At 46.0% G+C, this 23,158-nt stretch carries 29 protein-coding genes; 26 read left to right on the plus strand and 3 right to left on the minus strand.

The window, feature by feature from the left end; translation table 11 throughout:
* Positions 1-43 precede the first annotated feature (43 nt).
* Complete coding sequence (locus PUN35_RS18560; protein WP_031601009.1) at positions 44-253, plus strand: hypothetical protein; 210 nt, start codon at positions 44-46, stop codon at positions 251-253.
* A 29-nt stretch (positions 254-282) separates the two neighbouring features.
* Here PUN35_RS18560 and PUN35_RS18565 read toward each other — a convergent pair whose 3' ends face one another.
* A complete protein-coding gene (locus PUN35_RS18565; RefSeq protein WP_033880961.1) occupies positions 283-831 on the minus strand; it encodes a site-specific integrase in 549 nt (182 codons plus the stop codon).
* A gap of 83 nt (positions 832-914) precedes the next feature.
* Between PUN35_RS18565 and terL the strand changes: the two genes are divergently transcribed.
* The 25 genes from terL (at position 915) to PUN35_RS18690 (ending at position 21,306) form a co-directional block, all read left to right on the plus strand.
* Complete coding sequence (gene terL, locus PUN35_RS18570) at positions 915-2,675, plus strand: phage terminase large subunit (protein ID WP_033880959.1); 1,761 nt, start codon at positions 915-917, stop codon at positions 2,673-2,675.
* 16 nt (positions 2,676-2,691) lie between these two features.
* Positions 2,692-3,126: a phBC6A51 family helix-turn-helix protein gene (locus tag PUN35_RS18575; protein ID WP_031601007.1), complete on the plus strand. Its 435-nt coding sequence runs from the start codon at positions 2,692-2,694 to the stop codon at positions 3,124-3,126.
* Between the two features lie 4 nt (positions 3,127-3,130).
* On the plus strand, positions 3,131-4,801 hold the full coding sequence (locus PUN35_RS18580; protein ID WP_031601006.1) for a phage portal protein: 1,671 nt from the start codon (positions 3,131-3,133) through the stop codon (positions 4,799-4,801).
* Complete coding sequence (locus tag PUN35_RS18585; RefSeq protein ID WP_017695234.1) at positions 4,801-5,613, plus strand: phage minor capsid protein; 813 nt, start codon at positions 4,801-4,803, stop codon at positions 5,611-5,613. The genes PUN35_RS18580 and PUN35_RS18585 overlap by 1 nt, the downstream gene beginning before the upstream one ends.
* A 105-nt stretch (positions 5,614-5,718) precedes the next feature.
* Positions 5,719-6,279, plus strand: coding sequence for a hypothetical protein (locus PUN35_RS18590; RefSeq protein WP_031601005.1), 561 nt, complete (start codon positions 5,719-5,721; stop codon positions 6,277-6,279).
* Between the two features lie 31 nt (positions 6,280-6,310).
* Positions 6,311-7,219 (plus strand): major capsid protein, encoded by a 909-nt coding sequence (locus PUN35_RS18595; RefSeq protein WP_031601004.1) that lies wholly within the window; start codon positions 6,311-6,313, stop codon positions 7,217-7,219.
* Between the two features lie 56 nt (positions 7,220-7,275).
* Positions 7,276-7,467: a hypothetical protein gene (locus tag PUN35_RS18600; RefSeq protein ID WP_033880957.1), complete on the plus strand. Its 192-nt coding sequence runs from the start codon at positions 7,276-7,278 to the stop codon at positions 7,465-7,467.
* A gap of 17 nt (positions 7,468-7,484) precedes the next feature.
* A complete protein-coding gene (locus PUN35_RS18605; RefSeq protein ID WP_031601003.1) occupies positions 7,485-7,877 on the plus strand; it encodes a hypothetical protein in 393 nt (130 codons plus the stop codon).
* Positions 7,878-7,958: 81 nt separating this feature from the next.
* Positions 7,959-8,216: a hypothetical protein gene (locus PUN35_RS18610; RefSeq protein WP_225910698.1), complete on the plus strand. Its 258-nt coding sequence runs from the start codon at positions 7,959-7,961 to the stop codon at positions 8,214-8,216.
* The gene (locus tag PUN35_RS18615; protein ID WP_033880954.1) at positions 8,213-8,620 is read left to right on the plus strand and encodes a hypothetical protein; all 408 of its coding nucleotides are present in this window, start codon (positions 8,213-8,215) and stop codon (positions 8,618-8,620) included. Before PUN35_RS18610 ends, PUN35_RS18615 begins: the two co-directional genes overlap by 4 nt.
* Positions 8,621-8,624: 4 nt before the next feature.
* On the plus strand, positions 8,625-8,999 hold the full coding sequence (locus tag PUN35_RS18620) for a minor capsid protein (RefSeq protein ID WP_033880952.1): 375 nt from the start codon (positions 8,625-8,627) through the stop codon (positions 8,997-8,999).
* Positions 9,000-9,039: 40 nt separating this feature from the next.
* On the plus strand, positions 9,040-9,609 hold the full coding sequence (locus PUN35_RS18625; RefSeq protein ID WP_033880949.1) for a hypothetical protein: 570 nt from the start codon (positions 9,040-9,042) through the stop codon (positions 9,607-9,609).
* 59 nt (positions 9,610-9,668) lie between these two features.
* The gene (locus tag PUN35_RS18630) at positions 9,669-10,052 is read left to right on the plus strand and encodes a hypothetical protein (protein ID WP_017695225.1); all 384 of its coding nucleotides are present in this window, start codon (positions 9,669-9,671) and stop codon (positions 10,050-10,052) included.
* A gap of 95 nt (positions 10,053-10,147) precedes the next feature.
* Positions 10,148-10,369: a hypothetical protein gene (locus PUN35_RS18635; protein ID WP_033880947.1), complete on the plus strand. Its 222-nt coding sequence runs from the start codon at positions 10,148-10,150 to the stop codon at positions 10,367-10,369.
* Positions 10,370-10,373: 4 nt separating this feature from the next.
* Positions 10,374-13,196 carry a phage tail tape measure protein gene (locus tag PUN35_RS18640; protein WP_080283095.1) on the plus strand — a complete coding sequence of 941 codons (2,823 nt, stop codon included), beginning with the start codon at positions 10,374-10,376 and terminating at the stop codon, positions 13,194-13,196.
* 3 nt (positions 13,197-13,199) lie between these two features.
* Positions 13,200-14,618 (plus strand): glucosaminidase domain-containing protein, encoded by a 1,419-nt coding sequence (locus tag PUN35_RS18645; RefSeq protein ID WP_033880944.1) that lies wholly within the window; start codon positions 13,200-13,202, stop codon positions 14,616-14,618.
* Positions 14,619-14,632: 14 nt separating this feature from the next.
* Complete coding sequence (locus PUN35_RS18650; protein ID WP_031600997.1) at positions 14,633-16,027, plus strand: phage tail protein; 1,395 nt, start codon at positions 14,633-14,635, stop codon at positions 16,025-16,027.
* A gap of 12 nt (positions 16,028-16,039) precedes the next feature.
* Entirely contained in the window at positions 16,040-17,617 is a 1,578-nt protein-coding gene (locus PUN35_RS18655; RefSeq protein ID WP_031600996.1) for a hypothetical protein, read from the plus strand.
* A gap of 36 nt (positions 17,618-17,653) precedes the next feature.
* Positions 17,654-18,877, plus strand: a complete 1,224-nt coding sequence (locus PUN35_RS18660) for a BppU family phage baseplate upper protein (RefSeq protein ID WP_031600995.1) — start codon at positions 17,654-17,656, stop codon at positions 18,875-18,877.
* Between the two features lie 15 nt (positions 18,878-18,892).
* A complete protein-coding gene (locus PUN35_RS18665) occupies positions 18,893-19,186 on the plus strand; it encodes a hypothetical protein (RefSeq protein WP_014480978.1) in 294 nt (97 codons plus the stop codon).
* Positions 19,187-19,357, plus strand: coding sequence for an XkdX family protein (locus PUN35_RS18670; RefSeq protein WP_014480977.1), 171 nt, complete (start codon positions 19,187-19,189; stop codon positions 19,355-19,357).
* A gap of 24 nt (positions 19,358-19,381) precedes the next feature.
* Complete coding sequence (locus PUN35_RS18675; protein WP_033881227.1) at positions 19,382-19,585, plus strand: BhlA/UviB family holin-like peptide; 204 nt, start codon at positions 19,382-19,384, stop codon at positions 19,583-19,585.
* A gap of 72 nt (positions 19,586-19,657) precedes the next feature.
* Positions 19,658-20,605 carry an N-acetylmuramoyl-L-alanine amidase gene (locus PUN35_RS18680; protein ID WP_033881228.1) on the plus strand — a complete coding sequence of 316 codons (948 nt, stop codon included), beginning with the start codon at positions 19,658-19,660 and terminating at the stop codon, positions 20,603-20,605.
* A gap of 19 nt (positions 20,606-20,624) precedes the next feature.
* Positions 20,625-20,882: a holin gene (locus PUN35_RS18685; protein WP_014480975.1), complete on the plus strand. Its 258-nt coding sequence runs from the start codon at positions 20,625-20,627 to the stop codon at positions 20,880-20,882.
* A 121-nt stretch (positions 20,883-21,003) separates the two neighbouring features.
* A complete protein-coding gene (locus PUN35_RS18690; protein ID WP_014480974.1) occupies positions 21,004-21,306 on the plus strand; it encodes a hypothetical protein in 303 nt (100 codons plus the stop codon).
* Between the two features lie 41 nt (positions 21,307-21,347).
* Here PUN35_RS18690 and PUN35_RS18695 read toward each other — a convergent pair whose 3' ends face one another.
* Positions 21,348-21,980 (minus strand): replication-relaxation family protein, encoded by a 633-nt coding sequence (locus tag PUN35_RS18695; RefSeq protein WP_014480973.1) that lies wholly within the window; start codon positions 21,978-21,980, stop codon positions 21,348-21,350.
* A complete protein-coding gene (locus PUN35_RS18700) occupies positions 21,967-23,151 on the minus strand; it encodes an FtsK/SpoIIIE domain-containing protein (protein ID WP_014480972.1) in 1,185 nt (394 codons plus the stop codon). The genes PUN35_RS18695 and PUN35_RS18700 overlap by 14 nt, the downstream gene beginning before the upstream one ends.
* Positions 23,152-23,158: the final 7 nt, after the last annotated feature.

The raw sequence follows: 23,158 nt of genomic DNA on the forward strand, positions 1-23,158 counted from the left end.
CACGTTGAAGCGCGCTTTAAATAACGAAAAGGAGACGATGTGAATGGCGGACAAACGCGTATCAGACGAAATTAACGTAAAAGTAAACGTAGAGGTATCCGAAGCCATAACTGGTCTCAAAGCGCTTCAGCGCGAAGCGAAGGCGGCGACCAAGGCGTTGGCTGAGTTGCGGGAGGAACAGGTGCGGTTCCTAAGTGATTTCGATTCAGCCGATCTAACGAGAGAACTTTTGTGCCAAGGCTACAGCAAATAAAAAGCACCGCAGGCGAAAAGCCCCGATGCTTAAAGGTTAACATTCGCGTATACTTCATCGATTCGGTCCTGGTTAATACCGATATAACGAAGCGTGACTGACTGCTTCGAGTGATTGAAGATCGATTGTAAAAGCGAAAGGTCAGTGCCATTCTTATACGCATGATATCCGAAGGTCTTACGTAAAGAATGGCAGCCGATCGTACCAAGCTTTTCCGAAAGGCCGGCACGTTCAACTGCTTCGTTTAGAATGCCATAAGCACGTACCCGGGTAATGGCTTTCGAACCCTTTCGTGAAGGAAACAGCCAGTCGTCGTCAGCAGCTTCGGCCGGAATCAATTCGGCAGCGGCTTTTTTGATCGCGGTGTTGAAAAAGAATCGTTTTGACTTCTTCGTTTTACCTTCCGTAATCGTAACGAAGTCCTTACCGCGAATATCACCGACCTTTAGCGCGAGAATATCGGAAATACGTAGTCCGGAGTTAATACCGATTGTAAATAGCAAAAGATCACGCCCACGAAGGGCTTTTTTTATTGCGTTTATTTGGCGTTTTTCTCTAATTGGTTGGACTTCGTTCATCTGAATATCACTCCGTTTTCAATATGTTAAATTCATGATATCGAAATTGTTCAATTATGTCAAATGAAAAAAGGAGGCAGCCAATGGCGTACATTAACGATCAATGGCTTGGCCGAGAAGAGCGCCAAAAGCGAATAGATTTAATTACCGATCGTGTGCGGAAATTGGTTGCGCTCATCGAAGCTGGAAAAGCTACCGATCATCATATCGATACTTTTCGAAAAGACAAAGACGAACTCATTAAATTAAAACGAGTACATCGCGCGGAAGTGGATATGCTCTATTTCTTTTACGAATATTTCTCCGAGGCGAGGAATCCTGGAAATCCGGACAACTTAGTTCCGACTGCTACGGTCGATATGGAACAAGCGCCGGATTTCCACGTTAAGTTATCTCGTATCCTCGATACGGTTTCTAATACTAACCGGACAGCGCGAATCGCTTGGGCGGCGAGTCGGGGGCACGCAAAGAGCGCATACCTATCAAACTCCTTTCCAGTCCACGAAATAGCTTATCGCAAAAGAAAAATGATCTTAATAATTTCGGAGACAAATGCGGGTTCCAAGAAATTCATTAAGTGGGTCGCCAATCAGTTAAAGTACAATATTAAGCTGCGCGAAGACTTTGGCGTTCTGCTACATGAGCAAAAGACACGGAACGAAAAGGATAGCGAAGAGGCGTTTTTGACTACGAATGGAATCAAGATGGAAGCCACGTCACTCGGTACGCAGATTCGCGGATTCCGTAACGGATCACAGCGCCCGGATCTGATAATTCTTGATGACTTGGAATCGCGAGACTCGAATAACACGCCGGAGCTACGCCAAAAGGCGAAAGACTGGCTAAACCAAGACCTAATGCCGGCTTACGATCCGACACAGACTGCCGTTATCTTTATGGGAACGCTAGTGCATCACGATTCCCTTTTAAATTACGTTCTAAATGAGCGTCGTGACTTCATAAAAAACAAGTTCCCCGCAATCGTTTCGATGCCTAAGCGCGGAGATTTATGGGCGGAATTTGAGCGCATTTACAAGGAGTATGAACCAACGGACGAAGAGCTCGCGGAAATGGAGACGGCAGAGGAAGAAATGCCAACACCAAACGCCCGAGCAGCGCTTGATTTTTACGAAGCAAACCGAGAGGCAATGGACGAGGGCGCCGAGGTTCTTTGGCCGGCCCGATTCCCTATAACGCATTTAATGCTCGAAAAAGTAAACTACGGGACTAAAGCATTCAATACCGAATTTATGAATAATCCAATCGACGAAGACTCTCAGGTATTCAAACCGGAGTCTTTTTATTATTACGACGGAATTGATTTCACCGAGGACAAGTACGACTTTTATAGCGGAATCGACTTCGCTATGGGTAAGGAACGCGGAGATTACTCGGCAATAGTTACTATCGGGAAACACAAAGCAACCGGCAAGATATACGTGGTCGACGCGTGGGGCGACCGAGTGCATCCGGACGTTTTCTTGCGTGTAATAGCCGACAAAGTTCGGAAGTATCAGCCGACTAAGATAGCGGCCGAGGCACAGATGGCGCAGGAGTTTTTTATCGATACATTAAGGCGCGAGCTGCAGATCGAAGGATATCCGGCGCATTCACGCGTTAAGAAGATAGTACAAAGGTCGCGCAAAGAGCTCCGTATCGAGGCACTTTTGCCGGAAATAGAAAACGGAACAATCGTTTTTAACCGTGGACATGCGCTTTTATTAGAGCAATTAGAACGATACGGTTCGAGGTGGAACGATGATCTACCGGATGCGTTAGAAATGGCGGTATCTATTTCGAAACACACAAAAAGCCCAATTCGGATGAAACCGAGTTGGCTATAAAGGAGGCGATAACTACATGTCAAGACTAAAGGAACTGGAATCAAAGCTTACTGTTCAGCAGAGAAAGGCGGCGCAGCTACTTGTCGAGAATGACGTAATCGCGGCAGCTTCCGGTGAGAAAAAGAGCCAGGAGGAAATAGCAAAGGAAGTCGGCGTCGACAGGATCACGACTTATAGATGGCGGCATCAAAACGCGACATTTATCGAATATATGAACCTACTAGCTGACGATATGCTTTCATCTCATCGCGCAGGTGTTTACGGGCAGCTTTTAAAACTAATCAACGGCAAACAGCCATCAGTTAAAGCGATCGACTTGTTTATGAAGCGTTACGGACTACTTACGGAGAAAGTTCAGACAACCGCGGGTCCGACCGAACCGAGCAGTAACGCGGATATCGAGAAGGAAATCGCAGAATTAGGCGAGATATTGGGCGAAAAGGAGGAATAGCGTAATGGGCGTTTTAGATTGGTTTAAACATCGCGGCCATGATCCAGACGAATGCCTGCACGTTAAAACGTACGGCATTATTCGAGAAGGAGCGCAGTTCCCGCCCGCAGACTCAATTGAGCGTCTGGCGAAATATAAACGAGCAAAAAAGTTCTTCGATGGGAAGCAAAGGGATCTATACGAAAGAGCCACGCACGTTCTTAAAGGAACACCTCATGCGGATCAGCTTGAAAAGCTTTATATCGCGATTAACTTGGCGGATATCCTTGTTACAAAGCCGGCCGATCTACTCGTAGGAGAGCCCGTTAGATTTGAGACGGGTAAGCCGGATACAAGCGAAGAACAAAAAGCGCTTAACAAGTACGTTGAAGAAAATGACGTTAATCAGTTAATCCATGAAAGTACAGTGTCTAACGGGTATAGAGGCGATGCGTGGTTTAAAGTTCGCTACGGTTATCGACAAGACTTTTCCGAAGTTAAGAAGTTAGGCTTGATCGATGGAGATGCGCCGCCGGGCGTTGAAATGGAGCCGATTATTGAGCACGTTAACGCAAATTTTGTTTTTCCGGAAACGTCAGACGGCAACGTGAAAACACTAAAAGCACTGAATATCGCGCAAGTTCAATGGGTGGAGACTGAAACCACTGAAATTCCTTACTTACTTGTCGAAAGGCATATACCGGGATATATCTTCTACTCGAAGTACCGTCTTTACGAGAATGGTTACGATAATTCTACCGGAACACCTATCCAGGTATTTAGAATTGGCGAATTAATCCCTGACGGAGTAGAGACGGAGTACGAAGAAACCGGCCTAACTCATATTCCTGTATTTCACGCACCATATAAGAGCGTAGATGACTCGCTCTTTGGGATCGGCGTCATAGAAAAGCTTGAAACTGTGTTGTCCGCGATAAATGATCGGCTTGTTCAGATCGACTATATCTTATATAAGCATAGCGATCCCGTTGCATTCGGTCCAGACTTAGAAGGCGATGGCGATTCTATCCAGTTCGGCGGCAGATATATTCCAGTTACGAAAGAGGATGCAACCCCCGGTTATATGACGTGGAACGGTCAATTAGACGCGGCTTTTAAAGAACTCGATATTTTATTCAGTAACGTTTTCCAAATGGCAGAGACGCCGCAATGGCTGTTCGGAACTACAGTTTCCGGAGAAAGCGGCGCCGGGACCGGAACATCACATACAGACGGCGCAGCAATAGAGGCCCGATTTATGCCGATTCTTTCGAAAGTTAAGCGAATCCGTACCCACTATGACAAAGCGATCAGAGATGCGTTATGGACGTGTATGTTATTCGATAAACAACTCGGTGACCTGAAAGTCGCAGAGGCAGTATATCCTAAAGCGGTTTGGAGCGACGGTCTACCTAAGAGTGCGAAAGAACTTGCGGAGATCATGCAAATACGTACCGGAGGCAAGCCGACAATCGACGTCAGAACTGCGATTAAGATGCAAGACGATGTCGATGACGAAAAAGCTGACGAAACTATTCGCCGTATTGAAGACGACGAGAAATCAGCAAACGGTTTTGTAGACTCGTCTATATTCAATGGAGAGGCTGAAGATCCGGGCACCTCCACAGACGAGCAGACGGAAGATCACGACAAAGCAAAATATCCCGAAGAAGTCCCGAAAGTAGATGACGAATAATGCCGCAAGTTCCCGAACCCAATTACGATTATCAAACGGATCAATTGGCTGCCCTTTATCAGAGTGCGATACGGGATATCTTAGCCGAGCTCGACCGAGTAGACGTCAGTAACTTTCAGAGAGCAAACGCGACGGCGACCCTTAAATCGATCAGCGAAATTCTAAGCGAATTAAACAAAGAGTCTGCCACATGGGTCAAAGAAAACGTCCCGAAAGCAGCAAAAGACGGAATAGTAAATACGTTACTATCTCTCGAAGTTGCTGCGAGCGTTTCAGAAGCCCAAAAGATCGTAGCTTTTAACGAAGTAAATGACGCGATGGTGGCCGCGGCGGTAGCAGATACACAAGCGGACCTTTTGGCCGTTACGCAGAACGTTGACCGAAAGACACGCGCAGCCGTTAGAAAAGCCGTATCTGATTCGATGCGGTATAACATGGCGCGCGGTACTAACGGGCGGCGAAGCATAACCGAAGATGTCAGAAAAGCACTTCAAAACTCGGTTACAACTGGCATCATTGACGCGCGAGGAAGGCGCTGGAAACCTGAAGTTTATTCGGAAATGGTAGTTCGAACAAAGATGATGGAAACTTATCGCGAAGCAAATACGAATGAGGCGGTAGGGCGCGGTGTTTATTACGCGCAGATATCATCGCACGGGGCAACGGATCTTTGCCGTAATCACGAAGGTCAAATTATTAAGCTGACGGAAGATGCGCCAGGCAACTATCCGACCTATGAAAGTCTGAAAGCGACTGGCGAGATATTTCACCCCCGATGCAAGCACGTTTTTTCACCTATAAGAAATCCTTAAGAGCGCCTATATTGGGCGCTTTTTTATATCGTCCGAACGTTAAGACGTTAAACGAAACGGTGCTTATTTAATAGGCGACGGCCTTAAAACGGTTGGAGGACGAGTATGAGCGAATCAAAACTTCTTCGATTGAACAGTCTTCAGTTTTTCTCGGAGCCGACAGAACCCGCAGCAAGCGAACCCACTGAACCTACAGCGGCCGCAGGATCAGAGGAAACACCGCCGGCAGAAAAAACGTTCACCCAGGAAGAGCTTAACAGAATCGTAACTGAACGGGTTGATCGCGAGAAGAAGAAGTATGCAGACTATGAGGATTTAAAAGCTCAATTAGCTGCGTTAGAAGACAAGACAAAGGCGGACAGCTCGGCTTTAGAAAAGTATGCCGAAGTCGAAGCGCGAAAGGACGCCCTAGAAGGAACGCTAACCAAGCTATTTGATTCCAAAATTACGGGCATCCCGGAAGAGTTTCATGATCTTATCCCTAGCGACGGCCCTATCGAGCAGCGGCTAGATTGGGTTGTAAAAGCTGAAGAAAAAGGGCTATTTGCCCCTAAAGCTAAGACGCCGTTAGGAAAACCAAGTAACCCGCAGCCAGATACAAGCGAACACCTATCCAAATTATCACCACGCGATCTAATCAGAAAAGGATACGCGAAAAACCAGTAACCCATATAAAACCAAAGGAGTGTTTATTTAAATGGCAATCTCATTAGTGGAATCAGCAAAACTAACCCAAGACGCACTGAAGAAGGGTGTTATTACAGAGTACGCACAGAACTCAGCAGCATTGGAGATCTTACCGTTTATCGAAATGGAAGGTAACGCGTTCTCTTATAACCGTGAAGGCGCACTGCCTGGTATCGATTTCCGTGCAGTAAATGAAGCTTACAAAGAAAGCTCAGGAACAGTAAACAACCAAGTCGCTCGTTTAGCGATTCTCGGTGGAGACGTAGACGTTGATAAATTTATCGCTCAAACAAGAAGCAATATTAATGACCAACGAATGGTACAAACATCTCTTAAAGTAAAAGCATTTGCGCGGTTCTTCGAAAAGAACTTCATTGACGGAGATGTAGGAGCCAACCCGAACGGATTTGACGGACTGAAAAAACTTACTACAACGGTTGTAGACGCCGGCGAGAATGGTAATCCTTTAACGCTCTCAATGCTTGACGAGTTACTAGACGCGGTCGATGGCGGCCCTAATGTTTTGTTGATGTCTAAGGAAATGCGAAGAAATTTAAAGGCCCTCATCCAAGCCGAAAACGGATACTTTGAAACAGACGGATACGACGCGTTTGGCCGTCCTGTATTAATGTATGGTGGCGTCCCTATCCGTACTATCGGCAAAGATACAAACAACGCTGAAATTCTCGGATTTAATGAAACTCAAGGAACTTCTGCGGACACTGGATCTATCTACGCGCTCCGCGTTGACGAAGCTGACGGCGTTGCGGGTATCACTAACGGCGGCGTTCAAGTATACGATCTAGGCGAGCTGCAACAAAAACCGGCTTACCGTACACGTATCGAGTTTTACGCTGGATTAGTTGTTCAGAACTCTTCATCTGCGGCTCGTCTTAAAGGTGTACAACGTAAAATCTAATCGCAGTAACTAACGGGGCGGCATAGTCCGCCCTATTCTTTTAAGGAGGAAAGATAATGAAATATAAAATCCAAGCCCCAAACGAGCATTATAACGGCATTACTGCGGGCGTTTCTTTTTCTTCCGGCGTTGCTGAAGTCGAGTCGAAAGAAGTACGGAACGAGCTCGTAAATAATTTCGGATACAAAGATATTAGTCCGGAGGCTAAGGCGCCTAAGAAACCCGCACGTAAATCCTCCGACAAGTAAAAAGGAGGCTGCCGGAAATGGCGTTAAGTTTAGAAGCTGCAAACGAATATATAAACCGTATGACTATAGATAACGAAGATTGGAACGATTATGAAGACGAAAAAAGAACCCGAATCCTTAACGTTGCTGAAGACGTACTCAAACGAAAATATCTCGATAACGATTACGTTATCCCGGATGATGCGGTGTACGAGTTCGCCAACGTTTTGGCAACGGCTTATAACGATACAAACCGTTTAAACAAGCACGGTATCGCATCGTTTTCTATTACGGGTGTCGGCTCGTTTACCTATAAAGAAACCTTACGTGCAGATGATGAGGCGCTTATTCCCAAAAAGACGTACGACCTTATCGGAGAAGCAAACGGAGTAAAGCTTGGCGGCCGTAGAGCAAAATGGACGGTGATGTAGATGCCGATCATTCCTATGCGTCAGATCGTACACGTAAGTCGCGATAGTTCGTCAGAGTTGGATAGATGGGGAAACCCGAAAGTGCCGAAAAAATTCGAATTGAAATGTCGGATAGACGAGGGTTCCAACATCGTATCCTCACGGACGTCGGGCGTAGTTAAAGGCGAGGAAGTCGTATCAACTGCGCGTATTCTTATCGATAAGCTGGCTGACGTGAAATACCAGGACGTTCTATCATTCACTAACGAGTTAGGCGAAACTGTCCAGCGGAAGCCGAAAGAAATTAATGTTCGCAGAAATATCGGAGGAAAGCCAATTCTTACGGAGGTCATCCTATGAGTTTTACACTTGATGCGGGCGACTTTCTCCATCGGCTTACCGAAGAAGAATCAAACGTAACACAGGCAGCAAAGACCGCAATGTACGACAACGTCGATGATCTCGCAAGGATTGCGCAAAACATAGCTCCGATCGATAAGGGAACGTTGCGTCGAGGGATGAAAAAGAAGGTAACACTTAAGCGAAAAAGCATTATCGGTGAAGTCTCGTTTTCAGCAAAGGACAAAGGCTTCAATTATGCCGTATGGACACACGAAGCCGATTATAATCTCGGTCCTACCTCGGCTGCTGCCGGAGGGGCGGACGGATATTCAGTCGGCAATAAGTACCTGGAGCGCCCATTAAAAGGTGAGGCACAAAAGTACATCGATAACATAGCAAACGCAGTGAAAGGGGCGTTGTAATGCGTTGAAGATACTCGAATTAATCTCGTTTATAGAAGCGCGAGTTGACGGCGTTTATTACCCGAACCGTTTTCCGCGTGAAGCAGTTGACGAATGTATCTCGGTTAAATTGACCGGAGGCTTTCCTCCGTCACAGTGGACCGGCAAGAAGCAGCCGTCTTTTCAAATTCTTGTACGTGGTAAAGCCGCCGGTGATGCTGCCTGCGAGGATAAGGCGTATGAGTTATATGGTGCCTTGTGTAATTTACGCGAAGTCACTATCGGAAATGATTCGGTAGTTATCATACGCGCGACAAACTCGGAACCGTTATTTATAGGTTATGACGACAATGATCGACCTCAATATTCGTTAAATTTTGATTGCGTTGTGCGCCCTTAATCGGGCGCTTTTTTATTGCGAAAAATAAGGAGGAAAACAAATGGCAGGAATTAGAACGATTAATGTTCCGATTGGCCCGGCTATCGTAGAGTACGGCGAAGGCGCGGACATGGTGGTATTTGATATCACTAAGGGCGGTATCAACTTTAAGGCACAAATGTCGAAGCAAGACACCACGGTAGATCAGTACGGGGATTCCGTTGTTAAGTCGACAACAAAAGGTGGAACAGCAGAGGTTACGGTACCTTTCGCGCTATATGATCTCGATAAACTTAGCGCAGCAATCCCTAATAGTACCCTCGTCGTTGACGGCGCAGACCCTACGAAGAAAAAACTCGTGGTAAGTGGGAAGGCCGGCCATGACATGCTTAAAGACGCGAAAAAGCTCGTTATTAAGCCGATTGATCCGGAGGCTACTGCGAACGATTGGATCACGATTCCACTTGCGGGCGCTATGACCGATCTCGAATATACCTACGATTCCGATAACGAAAGGATTGCGAACCTTACTTTCGTAGCTTATCCGGACACTCTAGGAAACGGCGACCTTTACATTCTTGGTGACGAAACGGCTGACGCTGCAAATACGGCTCCTTCAACAGGGGCGTGAACATAAGGCATCGCTTAATTGCGGTGTCTTTTTATATTTAACGAAAAGGAGCGAGTTGATTGGGTATTTTCGGTCTTAAAAAAGCGATGGACCAAACGGATAACAAAATGAGCCTCGGCGAAAAAACGGTCGAGATTCCGAAATTAACGCCGGCTAAATGGAAGCAACTATTCGGAACAGTAGATAAGATCCCAGGCTTGGTTCTTCAAGTGTTAACCGCGGAGAAAAGCGATTTTTATGCTTACCTTATGAGCGCAATCGATATCGGATTAGATGAGCTAGTCGATCTCGTAGCAGCTCTTAGCGACGTAGAGGCGGATTATCTTAAAGACGAAGTTGGGACAGACGAAATTGTGGAGTATTTAGTGCGAACAATTAAGAAAAATCGATTAGATACGCAATTAAAAAACCTAAAAAGCCTTCTTCCGAGCCCTCAAAAGTAAAAGAAGAAGGCGATAAGTACACAATCGACGATTATCTCATAGAAGCTGCGATTAACCTTGGCGTTACTCAGCACGAGATTGAGCACGAGTATTACATGGTAGATATACCGAAGTTCGTGCGACTTAACAACAAAAAACACGCATTAAAACGGATTGAAGAAGTACGCATCGCCTTAGCGACAAACAGCAGGGCGAGCGATGAGGAAGAATACAAGGCGCTTATTCAGGGCTTAACGAAAACCGCTGATATTCGCGCAGAAAATAGATTCGATCGGGAGAAATTTGAACAATTACGTTCATTTACGGGAGGGAGGTAACTAAATGGCAGGAGCAACAGTCGGAGAGATTCGCGCCCGGTTGGTACTCGATTCACAGGAGTTTAGCAACGGAGCCAATCGCGCACGACAAGAAATGGATCAGATGGGTCGTTCATCCGCGAGTCTTTCGAGTCAAATGGGCCTCGTCCAAAAAGCGGCGCTTGCCGTAGGTGGCGCAGTAGCGACCGGAGTAGGCGCGGCAGCAACAGCGGCAGCCAATTTCGAGCAGCAGATGAGCGCAGTAAAAGCCGTATCGGGCGCGTCAGAATCGGAAATGAAAAAGATGACCGATCTAGCGATTAAGCTCGGAGAGACAACGTCATTCAGCGCAACAGAAACGGCCAAGGCAACAGAAGAGCTCGTTAAAGCCGGTGTTAGCGTAACTGACATTATTAACGGTGGTCTGTCCGGTGCGCTGGACTTAGCTGCGGCTGGGAACATCGAACTTGCTGACGCGGCAGAAATCGCATCTACAGCCTTAAACGCGTTTAAAGACGACAATATCGAAGTTGTAGACGCGGCAAATATCTTGGCCGGTGCGGCAAACGCTTCAGCAACGGACGTAGGCGAGTTGAAGTACGGACTTTCTCAAGTATCTGCAGTAGCTTCCGGAGTCGGTATGTCGTTTAAGGATACTTCGACGGCATTGGCAGTTTTCGCACAAAACGGAATTAAAGGAAGCGATGCCGGAACGTCACTTAAAACGATGCTCGCGAATTTACAGCCGACCACAAAAGCACAAACCGAACTATTCTTTGATCTCGGATTAATGACTGAAGATGGGACTAACAAATTCTTCGACCAAGCTGGCAGTCTTAAAAGTCTTTCGGATATCGCAGGCATTTTACAGCAGTCGATGAAAGGCATGACTGATGAACAACGCCAGTGGACGTTACAAACGCTTTTCGGGTCTGATGCAGTACGTGGCGCGACGATTCTCTACAAAGAAGGCGCTAAGGGTGTAGACGAAATGTGGAAAGCGATGTCTAAAGTAGCTGCGGCAGACGTTGCGAAAACGAAACTCGACAACCTTAAAGGATCATTTGAGGAATTTAAAGGCGCATTGGAAACGCTTGGCATCAAGATCGGAAATGAGTTTTTACCCGCATTCCGTCAAATTGTAGACAGCGGTACCGCAGTCGTTCGCGTATTCAGCAACTTAAATCCAGGCGTTACGAAAACCGGTATTGAAATGGTCGGCGCTGCCGCCGGTATTGCGTTGGTCGCATCGTCAGCCGTTAAGCTTGCGACAGCCATGCGTGGTCTATTTATTGCGATGGGCCCTACCGGATGGGTTATCACAGGGCTTTCGATTCTTGGTGGCCTTTTAGTCGGCGTCAAAGAGGGCTATGATTCGATGAATACGGTTAGCCTCGAAGCAGCGAACGCCAAGCAAAAGGAAATCGACTCCTTAAACGGGTTGATAACCGAATTCGATAAGCTTCAAGCTAAGACGAAACTAACTTCGGACGAGTTTGCGAGGTACCTCGACATTAATGACCGTCTGAAGAGCGAAACAGATCCGCAAGCCATTGCACGACTGAAAGACGAACAAGCAGGGCTGAAAGATAAGTCCGGCCTTACTAATGCCGAATTTAAACGATTCCTCGAATTAAATGACGAGGTTATTAAGAAATCGCCGGACACCGAAGCCGCAATTAGCGGTCAGGGTAACGCGGTTGCTAAGAATACAAATGCGCTTAAAGCATTGAACGCAGAGAAAGCGGAAGAACTGCGTTTGGAGTTAGAGAAGCAAAAGAACCTCGCGGAAAAGAACTACGATAAGAACTTAGAAAGACAGAAACAGCTACAAAGCGAGATAAACGAGTTATCGAGACAGCGGAGCAAGAGCGAGGGCGAGGTCGCCAACCAAGTCGCGATCGTCGAAGCCACAGAGCAGAAGCTCCGTGAAGCTAAACTAGCCGGCAACGCTAAAGAGGTTGAGTCTTTAGAAACTGTATTAGGCGTTCAAAAAGGTACTTTATTAACACTTCGCGGCCAATTAGATACAACACTTTCTAAGATTTCTGCAAAGAACACAGAACTCAATAAGGTTAACGAAGAGATCGGTAAACTCGACACTGTTAAGCAAAAAATGGTCGACCTCGAACTTCGTCAAGTTGGACTGAACGCGAAGAAAGGCGAAGGCATAAAGGTCCTTAATAGTGAGATCGCAAGATTAAAAGACGCCAGGGCGAACCTCGTAAATAACACTTCAGCAGCGGACAAGAAAAAACAAGAATATCGCAAATCATTAGCTGCAATCGATAGTGAAATCGCTAAGCTACAAAGCGCAAAAGGACGCGTCCAAGAGATCACGGGAGCAGCCGAACAAATGAACGCCGCCCTAAGCAAAGATATTACGAAACGGATTACGACAATTACGACGGATGTTTCGATGAAAACAGAACGGGCAGTCAGTCGCGGAAGAGGAAACGAAGGTACTTACCACGTCGGGGGTATCGTCGGTGTCGGTCAAATTAACAAACTGCATACCGGAGGTCTCGCATCTAAATTCGTAGATCGGCCTATGAGCCACGAAGTGGATATTCGCGCACTTCGTAACGAAATGGTGCTAACCGAAGCACAGCAAGCAAACCTTATGCGAATGATCGACGCGGGACACACCGCAGCCATGAGCGGAAATCCAGCGGTGTCGGCCGATGTACTTCGCGCGCTAGTTTCGATCGAGCAGGCAGTACGCGATAGTAACGGGCAGGTTGTCGTAATGGATTCGGAAGCGGTCGGTCGATTAGTTGCGCCGCATGTTAGCCGCGCACAGCAAGACGATATCGATATGGCGCTTCTGACAGATGGGAGGTACTAGCGATTGAGTAATACGGATTTCATTAAGAAAATCGCCCCGGATGCGCAGAAAATGTATAAGAACTACAAGATACTCGCGAGTCTAATAATTGCGCAGGGCTGTCTCGAAAGCGCGTATGGAAATAGCGGCCTTGCAGTTGACGGCAAGAACTTGTTCGGTATGAAGGGCGAATATAATGGCCAATACGTGATTATGAAAACGTGGGAAGTTATCGACGGTCGGAACGTACAAGTCGACGCCAAATTTCGGAAGTACCCGTCTTGGTCCGAGTCAATCCAAGACCTCGCAAATCTTTATTTAAAGGGTACGAGCTGGGACCCGAATCATTATAAAGCGGTCGTCGGCGAAACAAACTACAAAAAAGCGACGGCAGCGTTAGTAAGTGCCGGTTATGCGACCGATCCTTCATACGCGACTAAGCTTAATAACATCATAGAAACGTATAGTCTGACGAAGTATGACACATTGGTATCCGAACCTACAACTACGCCGACACCGGCTCCTTTACCGTCGGTTGTAGTTCCGGAAGAAATCGAAATAGACGTCGATGCTTATTCGAACGACATTAAAGTCGATCCATCGGCTAACGTACCGATCACGGACGGGAACTTCCGTATCCAATACAAAAACGGAACCGTTATAGATATGGCGCGAAACCTTTCGGTATTGGTCCGAAGCTTTAGAATTAGCTCGCCTGATCCGGATATTGAATACGAAACAATCCCCGGAAGAAACGGATCTCTTAGAATGGGGAAAACGTATGGGAATCGCACTATAACGGCTGATTGCGTGTTTTTTGGTACAGATAATACGGACTATCACTTGTTGCTAGCCGAGCTTTTTCACGCGTTATATAAAGACGACGAGTATTTTTTAATCTCGGAAGCAACTCCTAAAAAGCGTTGGCGCGTCGAATTAAATTCGTCCTTTACTCCGGACAGAATGGGGAGCACCGGCGAATTTACTCTTACGTTTGTAAGTACGTCGACCTATTGCGAATCGGTTGCGACAACTTTAAGCGCATTTACTTTCGATTCTGATATGTGGCAAATTGGCGAAGGGCTTACCGAGGAAACCTTTAAATACAAGCATAGCACTAATACGTTCAAGATTTACAACGCGGGAACGGTTCGAATAGACCCGCTAGAGCTGCCGTTAAATATCTCGTACAAAGGTGCGTCTAACAAACTAGAGATATATAACAAAACAACTGGAGATAAGTGGACGTACTCGGGTACATCTTCAGCGTCCGATACGATTAAATTAACTGGCGTTATAGCGCGAAAGGGAAGTACGAGCATATTCGGAAATACAAACCACGGACTTATAACGCTTGCACCTGGCTGGAACGAATTTATACTCGGCGGCACCTCCGGCAACTTCGAGATTACGTTTGATTTCCGGTTTTATTATTTCGCATAAAGGAGGTGGGACGCATGACATTACTCGTAAAAAGCCTCGCAGGGCAATTCGAAAGGCTGACCGATTATAACGTCACCAAGAAAGACACTATTGATAATGAAAAGACTATATCCGCGACAGTTATTCAAACCTCGCGAAACGGCCACGCCTTTCCTCTAATCCAAAATGAGGGGGCGCTTTTTTATGAGGATGAAGAGTACGTAATTAAGAAAACGAAGTATACGCCGGCCGGGAAATTCCTACAGGTCGATATTGACGGAATACATCGTGCGTACGCGGATTTAGGAGATAATTATGTTTACACGACGTCAGGAAAAAAGAAAAATCTATATATCGAAGACATGCTTGATATTGCGCTAAAAGGCTCCGGGTACTCTTACGATGTCACTCCCGCCGGCCTTAGCGACTCTTTCGAAGTCGAGGAATTTGGCAACGGGTATTCACTCGGTCTATTAAACGACATCAAAGATAAGTATTCATGCGAATACGAGATCGTCGGTAAAAAGGTGTATATCGCGAAGGAAATATCCAGAGATACGGACTACGTGATTCGCGACCGGTTAAACGTAAAAGACCCATCGCAAGAACTTGATACGTCTTCAATCAAAACCTATATTCGCGGGTTCGGAAAGAAAGACTCCAAGACCGGAAAATACGCAGTCGAAGCCGAATACACGAGCCCTCTTGCGTCCGTCTACGGTATTAAGCACGCAAACCCGATCATAGATGACTCGTACGGTTCGGGTGATAAAGGGAAGTTGGAAAAACGGCTCGAAAAAGAGCTAACCGATAAGCTCGAAATCACGATTAATCTTACGTACACCGAAGTCGTAGCGCGAGGAATGCAGGACATCCGGAAAGGCGATTATGTTTGGTGCATATTAGAGCCGTTCGATTTAAAAACCAAACTCCGAGTTGTAAGTGTCGAGAGCTATTCCGATCCACATAAGCCGGATAACTTTACTTTCGGTAAACTACGACCAAGTTATAAGAAAACGGTTGCTAGTCTCTTGCGAACGCAAAAGTCTATCTCGAAAATGATCGACTCGTCCAGCGGAAAGCTAAAGGGCAGTGCAGTCGGCGAAAATATAACGATCGGATCGCAAGCGGTTTTCGAAGACGGTTACGACCCAACGAAAATATCAATTCCGACATACACGGTTGCGAACGCCACAACGGACGGACTCATGAGTGCCGCGGACTACGTTAAGTTAGCGAGTATCGTTATGGGGCCCGATGGTCAAGTATCAATCGCATTAGCGACGGCCACTTCGAACGGGTTGTTAAGTGCTGCCGATTTTTCGAAGCTACAGAATATCAAGGTCGGCTCGACGGTAATCGATCTGTCTACATTACCGCAACAGTTGGCCTCGTTAGATAAGAGAATAACAGCGTTAGAGACTCAATAAAGGAGGAATAAAATGCCGAAATACCCGTACAGAAAAGCCGGCATCACTTGGGATCGGACTTTTCGAAATAACCATAACCAAAACCTATCGGACATTGCAGACGATATTCGCGGCTCATATAATGCGCTAAATGCTCATGCTAAAGCTTCAACGGCGCATAAATCTTCACAGATCGCACATGGCGACGGATTAAGTGTTTCGCAAGAGATCGAGATTGCAAAGGCGCGGATTCGCAACCTGGTCTTAGAAGCGGACGGTACTAATGTAAAAGAGGTCGTGGATGCGCGCGTAGACGATGATGGTTTTGTGTATCCTGTGTTGAAAGAAAGATTAGATGCAGATAAGGGAGAAATTAAGACTCAACTGGAAGCAAATAAGAACCAACTAGCAGAAATGTACAAGACGGTTGAATTAATAACCAATTCGCAGGATGCTTTAAGCTATTTGAATAATGTTGAAGCGATGACTACATTTAAGGCGCGGGAAGAAGCTTTATTCTGGCCACAATCTGCAAATATAAACGAGCTGACAAATGAAATCTATGTTGCTTCCCAAGAAAATGAAGGAACAGAACTGAGAATTGAAATTCGCGATCTTGATACAGGTAGTTTCAAAGAAAGAAAATCAATCCCTATAGAATCTGGCGCATATACTGAGGGGCTGTCATTTTTTTATAATGACCAAGGTAACTTATGCTTTATCGTTAAAGCTTCAAAAATGTCTGGATATAATATTTTTAATTATGATACAGGAGAACTCTCGGATTTAATTAGAGCTAATGTAAGTAGTAAATATGCGGCTAACAAATACTATTTTGCTTCGATAACCGTAAATCAAGCCAGCATTCATGCTTATGTGTACACTTGGGAATCGATAAAGATGGGGAATCCCGTTCTATACACCGATTTTACTGTAGACTATATTCCTAACTTAGAGAAGGTACAAGGTATAACCCTAAATGATGGATTCCTATTCATGTCACACGGTAAAAGTAATGGGAGGCCGGCTATATCTGTGTACAACCTAGCTGGAGAACTTTTAAATTACTATATTTACACAAAAGACTCACTCGCTAGTGCGATCAATAAAAAGTTTTCTGACTTCATTCCGAATATTTACAACTATAACTTTGAAAATGAATCGTGCTGTGTGTACAAAGGAGATTTAGTTGCAGTTCAGGTCGTGAATAACGCCGACGTTGTTCTTGTACGGCATAATCGAATGTTGGGATATTCCTTGGATGTAAACGTAAACCAATCTCGCAAAGACACGGGATGGATGGATACAGAATTATTAAATGGTGCGACTGCCTACGTTCCAGAACGCATACCAAGAATACGGAGAATAGGAAATAAAATACGACTAGAAGCCGAACTAAAAGGCGTAACGACTATGGACACAGAGTATATAAGCTACTATCCTGAGTGGTCGCCCGATAGAGTGTTGCCCTTTACGATTCCAACATCAGGAGGGTACAATGCTGTTTGTCAAATCCAACCAAATGGGAAAGTGAAAATATTATCCACAAGACACCCTACTCCTGATGTGAATTCTTGGTACCCAATTGTTTTTGAATGGTATTTGAATTAATGTACGCGGCGACTATTTAAAGGGAGGTAACGGATATTGGCTATTTATAAAAACGGCTCTTACGCGTTCGATATAAACGCAATAACAGAAGGGAATTACCAATCATCTTTTATATTTTCAACGCAAGATATTAATACGGCAAAGTTGATATTTTATTTACGCAAGGACGGCATCCCATTGCCACTATCAGCCGTGACCGGAAAAGTAATCCTCGTTCCGTCCAGCGGTAAGCAGAGAATACGAGATGTCACGATAGTTGATCCGTTGAAAGGTATCGCAGAGTATGTTTTAGATGAGGATGAAATCAAAATGTACGGCAAATTCAACTGTCAACTCATTCTGAAATATACGAACGGGCAATCACTCTCTGCTCACAAATTCGGGTTTGAAATATCGCAAAGTCTTGCGGATCAAAACATCGCACCTCTCGCAGAATATTACGTCGATGATTTCGAATCATTAAAGGCGTTAATCATAGCGATGTATGACGAAGAAACAGCAATGCTCGACGAATTAAAAGCGAAGTTCTCTGATCTCGACCGAATTGAAACGAAAGAGGGAGCGCAAGAAAAGGCAGATGCAGCGGAAGCTAATGCGAAGGCTTATACGGACGAACACGCAGCTAAGACGGACAATCCTCACAAGGTAACGAAAGCTCAGGTGGGGTTAGCTAACGTCGATAATGTCAAACAAGCGAAGAAAACTGAGTTTGATAACCATGTCAATGACACGAGTAACCCACACGCTGTGACAAAAGCGCAGATTGGCTTATCGAATGTAGATGACGTGCAGCAGGCGAGTAAGATAGAATTTAAGGCACATGACGACGATACTACACGGCATATCACGGCTGATGAGCGAACAGCTTGGAACGCTAAAGAAACAACGAATGGCGCGCAAGAAAAAGCGGATAAGGCGCTTGCTGACGCCAAGACTTACGTATCTAACTTTTCGTGGGTTGTTGCGACTTTGCAGAACGGCTGGTCTCACTACAACGGCGGCGAAGATGTAGTTTTTGGAATTGACGCGTCGAAAACAGTATGGGTGCGAGGGGAAGCAAAAGGAGGCGTTGTTGGAACGACTGTTTTTACACTCCCTGAAAACATGCGGCCGCCACGATCTATGGGTTGTATACAAATAGCGTCAGGGTCGGCACAGGTTGCTCGGATTGCATACAAATCTACTGGGGAAGTCATCGTAGAAAGCGTATCCAGTAACCCGAACTATATTAAATTTGATTTCGCGTTTAAAGCGCTGTAGAGGAGGCGTTATCAAATGAAACAAATATACAAATACGACAACAAAATGAATTATGTGCCGTCAGAAAATATGATTATCAATGACGGCGAGGAGATTCCGGAAGGGTACACAGATATCCCTCCTGTTAATCCCGACGGCGCCGGCATGTATAAACCGGTGTTCGATAAAGGCAAATCGGAATGGCGCGAAACAGCTACACAAGAATACATCGACAGCTTACAGCCGCCTGACCCCGGACCGTCAGAAATCGAAGTCCTTCAGAAACAAGTGGCGGATCTATACTACTTAATCGCGTTAGGAGGAGCGTAAATGGCAATCGATTGGTTTACGTATATTAAAGGGTTTTATGGGAACGGCCTTTGGACGAAAAAGCAGGTCCACGACGTCGTCGCAGTAGGACGGATCACACCGGAACAATATGAAGAGATTACCGGAGATCCTTACGATCCGGATAATCCGCCTAGTGAAGATGTTGCTTAATTAACGGAAAGGAGGGCGCCATAATTGGGCGAACTAGACGTAATTAAATATTTTTTAACGCAAGGGCCCTTCGCGGTCCTTTTTACGTGGCTTCTTATTTACGTCATGAAGTCGAACCGGGAACGCGAATCAAGGCTGCAGGATCTACTCGATAAGTTTAGCGATAAGTATGATGTCATCATCGATAAGATCGATAGACTAGAAGAAAAATTTCGCGGAAGAGAGTAACCAAATAAACGCAATACGCCCGTCAGGTGAGAGTCCCGGCGGGCTTTTTTAATTTCGAAAGGAGACGATAAAATGGCGATTTCAGTACGTAAGAATCTCGTCGCATCAAGTAAGTATTCCGTTAAGTGTCCGTATTCTATGGATGCGAAATACATTACGTTCCACAATACGGCGAACGACGCATCAGCGGACGCAGAGATTCGGTATATGATCGGAAACAACAACGAAGTATCTTACCATTTCGCGGTGGACGATAAGGAAGTCGTTCAAGGAATTCCGACGGATCGTAACGCGTGGCATACCGGAGACGGTAGCGGATCAAATTCCGGAAACCGTACGTCTATCGGCGTAGAGGTTTGTTATTCGAAATCAGGAGGCGCTAAGTACAAAGCGGCCGAAAAGCTGGCGATTAAGTTTATTGCGCAACTGTTAAAAGAGCGCGGCTGGGGCGTTGATCGTGTCCGAAAGCACCAGGATTGGTCCGGCAAATATTGTCCGCATCGCGTGCTCGCTGAAGGACGTTGGGAATCTGTAAAGGCGGCAATCGCGGCGGAACTTAAAGCGCTCGGCGGAAAATCAACGTCATCTTCATCCGCGAAGAAATCAGCGCCAAAAGCTTCCGGGTCTACTTATACCGTCAAGAAAGGCGACACACTTTCCGAAATAGCGGAGAAAACAGGCGTAAGTGTAACGAAGCTTCAATCGTACAACGGCATCAAGAACGCGAATAAAATTACGGTCGGCCAGGTGCTCAAACTTAAAGGCGGATCGTCTAAGCCGTCGTCCGGCGGTAAGAAATACGTCTACCTTCCGGCTTCGGCCGATTCTTGGCGTATCTATCCGACTAACAAAGCGCCGGTTAAAGGAAATGAATGCGGCTACTTGCGCCCTCAGAAATTTGGCGGTCTGAAGTACGAAGTCCTTGCGAACCCACAAACGGACGTCTATACGATCAAAACGGATCAGTTCGGAAAAGTAAATATCTATGCTGCGAAATCAACCGGCGCAACAATAAAATAACCAAAAGGGAGACGATAACATGCAAGACGTTTTAATTTTCGCGACTGTACTGGCGCCTATTTTAACGGCGCTTGTTCAACTCGTTAAGAAAACGGTTAAGCTTCCAACTAATGTAATCCCGGCCATAAGCTTCGTAATTGGTATCGGATTGGGCGCGGTAGCATATCCGTTTACTGACCTCGACTTGGTGCTGCGGCTATGGGCCGGCGGCTTTGCGGGATTAGCTGCGACAGGTCTTTTTGAACTCGGAGCCAAACGCGAAGGTACAACGAAATAACGAAACTTTTAGCGAGTGCTTACGTATAATAACGTAGGTGCTCGCGTACATAAAAACTCATTGCGGATAAGTTTGGCGCCGTAGTATAATTTTACTAACTCATATAACGGAGGTTAGGCAGATGGTTAATTTCATTAAATACGTAGGACTGGCTATTTTGGCGTTAGGAGTTATTTCTTTTTTTGTACTAGGCTTCGGATTAAAGGCGTATACGCCGGGATTGTCGGAAGGTTATACGTATGCCGATCCTCACCCGTTGCGTTGGTTCTTTGCTGCTGCGTCATTACTCGGGGCGTCATTCTTCGGAAGTATGCTGCTCGGGTTGTCCCGCATCCTATTACACAAGGAATCAGAATCCGAACATATCCGAGAAATCCAAGAAGATATCCGCCTAATGAAAGCTCGCGGCGGAATTGTAAAATAGATAGTAGCGCCCTGTCCTTCGCGGATGGGGCGATTTTTTTGTTATGCAGATGATTGTTTCTCTTTCGGCTTTGTTATCGACTGGATGAACGCAGTAAAGGTCGGCGCCTGGAATACCTTAAATGGAAACGAAGGCAATCCGTATCGCGTATTCGACAGAATCAATACGTGCGGAAACATTATCCGCTCGGGATTCTGCCACGGTTCCAGCGCAATAATGCCCGACTGGAAAAACGCTTCGTACCGGTCTAACTTTTCGCGCATCTGTTTTTCCGAATAAACTGACCGCTGCACCTCGATAAAGAAAGGCGTCCGCCGATATAACGCAAATATATCCGGCTCGACCGTTCCCTTTTCGCCGTACTTCGGCTCCACCAAGAACGACTCCAACGCCTGCCCTCGCATCTCTTTATAAACGTTACCTATCGCAAGAAAATGATCGATCTTGGCGCTGTTCTTTTTCATCGTCGTTTCGCCGCCAAAGTAAACGTAAGGCTGGCGCGCCGTAGATCGCTGAATATGTCCGTCTCTAAGTAAACGCAGCAGAACGTTATTGGCTGCGTATTTTGGTCTGCGTAAATTTCCGAAATGTAATTCGGCAATCGTATCGCGATCCATTACGCGAAATTTATTAAGATCCGCAATGATCGCTTTATCTCGGTTAGTAAGGGCCATCGATAAACACGTCCTTTTCCGTTAAGGTTTCCGGCTCGGCTGCCGGTGGTTGCGGTGGCGGGCCGTCAACAAAACGGTTATTCCAGTTATCGATCCGATACGCGTCGAGAACCTTATCGGCATTCTCTTCCGATAAATAAGGCGCCTGCAGTTCGGTTAGTTCATCGCGTTTAATTACGAATCGGCCGGGCGTCGTTTTGCTAATCTGTTCACTTCCGGGCGTACCGATAATTTTTGCGTTAGATGCGTCCGTAGTACGAAAGCCCATCCGAACTGTTAATAAGCTGCGGATTTTTGTATCGAGAATATCGTGAGAAGGTCGCTGCAAGCTTAAGATTACGTAAATACCAAGCGCTCTCCCAAGCGATACTAACTGAACGATGATCTTTCGCATTTCTTTATCGTCCATTATCATAACGATCTCATCGATACAAAGCAGGATATAAGGCGGCTTAGTCGCGGCCGGTAATTTATCGACATGCGTAACGCTATGTTTGTTTAACGTCTCGCTGCGCTTTTTTAATTCAATCGCAAGAAAGGAGAGCATAACGGCGAGGTCTTCCGGATATACACATACGCTTTTTACGTGGCCGACACGTTTGAATAAGTGAAATTCACTCATCTTCAGATCGCCTAAATAAAGGTGAAGCTCGTCGGACGTCTTGTGTTGGATGAGCGTTGTCAAAATACTACGGAGCTGCGTACTTTTCCCTGCGCCGGGCTCTCCGGATATAAGGCAGTTAGGTTCCGTTATTGCGTCGTAAACCATCCAATTTCCGTTTATATCCCTTCCACAAACAATCGGCAGCCCTTTACCGACCAAAGCCGGCCCTATATTCGAGAAGCTATACGGCAGGGCTCCGGCTTGTGGACGTTTGTATATCGTTAATACGTACTTCTTAAGCTCGCCTTTTAACTCGATACTTTCCCCGAACACTTGCTTAAAAACGTACACCTTTTTCGCGACGTCTTTCGGGTCCATACCGTTGAGTAGCGTGAAGACATAACGCGTGAAATGTTCGTTTATAGTGACGTCATGAATCTTAGGATATCGTCGCGCCTCCTTACCGTTAGACAGCCGATTTCCGATATACAGATTCGCAGCGTTAAAAGCATATTTCAGCGTATTTTTAGCGTGCATAGAACGGAGCATATCTAATACTTTCGGCAAGGTGATC

Origin of the sequence: Bacillus sp. N3378-2at, from assembly GCF_033412715.1 — a bacterium.
GTDB lineage: Bacteria > Bacillota > Bacilli > Bacillales > Bacillaceae > Bacillus > Bacillus subtilis.

Coding starts and splice junctions, on each gene's coding strand:
- PUN35_RS18615 (WP_033880954.1), top strand. CDS start 8,213: ATGAGTTTTACACTTGATGCGGGCGACTTTCTCCATCGGCTTACCGAA.
- PUN35_RS18625 (WP_033880949.1), top strand. CDS start 9,040: ATGGCAGGAATTAGAACGATTAATGTTCCGATTGGCCCGGCTATCGTA.
- terL (WP_033880959.1), top strand. CDS start 915: ATGGCGTACATTAACGATCAATGGCTTGGCCGAGAAGAGCGCCAAAAG.
- PUN35_RS18665 (WP_014480978.1), top strand. CDS start 18,893: ATGAAACAAATATACAAATACGACAACAAAATGAATTATGTGCCGTCA.
- PUN35_RS18595 (WP_031601004.1), top strand. CDS start 6,311: ATGGCAATCTCATTAGTGGAATCAGCAAAACTAACCCAAGACGCACTG.
- PUN35_RS18565 (WP_033880961.1), bottom strand. CDS start 831: ATGAACGAAGTCCAACCAATTAGAGAAAAACGCCAAATAAACGCAATA.
- PUN35_RS18605 (WP_031601003.1), top strand. CDS start 7,485: ATGGCGTTAAGTTTAGAAGCTGCAAACGAATATATAAACCGTATGACT.
- PUN35_RS18600 (WP_033880957.1), top strand. CDS start 7,276: ATGAAATATAAAATCCAAGCCCCAAACGAGCATTATAACGGCATTACT.
- PUN35_RS18655 (WP_031600996.1), top strand. CDS start 16,040: ATGCCGAAATACCCGTACAGAAAAGCCGGCATCACTTGGGATCGGACT.
- PUN35_RS18690 (WP_014480974.1), top strand. CDS start 21,004: ATGGTTAATTTCATTAAATACGTAGGACTGGCTATTTTGGCGTTAGGA.
- PUN35_RS18650 (WP_031600997.1), top strand. CDS start 14,633: ATGACATTACTCGTAAAAAGCCTCGCAGGGCAATTCGAAAGGCTGACC.
- PUN35_RS18685 (WP_014480975.1), top strand. CDS start 20,625: ATGCAAGACGTTTTAATTTTCGCGACTGTACTGGCGCCTATTTTAACG.
- PUN35_RS18680 (WP_033881228.1), top strand. CDS start 19,658: ATGGCGATTTCAGTACGTAAGAATCTCGTCGCATCAAGTAAGTATTCC.
- PUN35_RS18575 (WP_031601007.1), top strand. CDS start 2,692: ATGTCAAGACTAAAGGAACTGGAATCAAAGCTTACTGTTCAGCAGAGA.
- PUN35_RS18580 (WP_031601006.1), top strand. CDS start 3,131: ATGGGCGTTTTAGATTGGTTTAAACATCGCGGCCATGATCCAGACGAA.
- PUN35_RS18695 (WP_014480973.1), bottom strand. CDS start 21,980: ATGGCCCTTACTAACCGAGATAAAGCGATCATTGCGGATCTTAATAAA.
- PUN35_RS18560 (WP_031601009.1), top strand. CDS start 44: ATGGCGGACAAACGCGTATCAGACGAAATTAACGTAAAAGTAAACGTA.
- PUN35_RS18590 (WP_031601005.1), top strand. CDS start 5,719: ATGAGCGAATCAAAACTTCTTCGATTGAACAGTCTTCAGTTTTTCTCG.
- PUN35_RS18585 (WP_017695234.1), top strand. CDS start 4,801: ATGCCGCAAGTTCCCGAACCCAATTACGATTATCAAACGGATCAATTG.
- PUN35_RS18635 (WP_033880947.1), top strand. CDS start 10,148: ATGGTAGATATACCGAAGTTCGTGCGACTTAACAACAAAAAACACGCA.
- PUN35_RS18640 (WP_080283095.1), top strand. CDS start 10,374: ATGGCAGGAGCAACAGTCGGAGAGATTCGCGCCCGGTTGGTACTCGAT.
- PUN35_RS18670 (WP_014480977.1), top strand. CDS start 19,187: ATGGCAATCGATTGGTTTACGTATATTAAAGGGTTTTATGGGAACGGC.